The following is a 549-nucleotide window of genomic DNA, read 5'->3' on the forward strand; positions in this document are numbered from 1 at the left end:
CCGAGGGCTGGTCCTCGGCGCGCGCGGGGACGAGGAGGACGACGGCGCCCGCGTGCTCGGCGCTCGCGCTGCCCGCGGGGGAGCCGAAGAGGTGGCGCACGGCGGCGGAGCCGAGCCGGTCCCGCGCCTCGGGAACGGTGTCGGCGACGAGGACGAGGTGCGGGCTTTCGAGGTCGATGCCGAGCCGGTGCCCGCGCTCGGTGAGCAGCCCGGGGTTGCGGCCCGCGTCGGTGAGGAGGTCGTTGACCAGTTCGCCGCGCACCCGGTTCTCGGTCTCGGCGACGGTGCGGCGCAGCAGCATGAGCAGCCCCGTGACGACGCCCGCGCGCTCGAAGAGGCGGCGGTCGGCGTCCTCCAGGGGCGCGCGACGGTGCAGGACCATGATGGCCAGGAGTTCCTGTCCGGCGAGCACCGCGCAGATCCAGCGTCCGCCGCGCGGCACCGCGCGCTTCGCGGTACGGGACTCGTCGGCGGCGGCGACGAGCCAGCGCGCGTCCATCGAGTCGGCCGCGACGGGCCCGCCGTCGTGGCGCACGGCGGCGAGCGGCC

1 pseudogene is annotated in these 549 nt (G+C 77.2%); it reads right to left on the reverse strand.

The window, feature by feature from the left end:
* A pseudogene (locus G3I42_RS05290) lies at positions 1–549 on the reverse strand (diguanylate phosphodiesterase); the annotation flags it as partial.

The sequence above is a fragment of the Streptomyces sp. SID11385 genome, assembly GCF_010548245.1.
Lineage (GTDB): Bacteria > Actinomycetota > Actinomycetes > Streptomycetales > Streptomycetaceae > Streptomyces.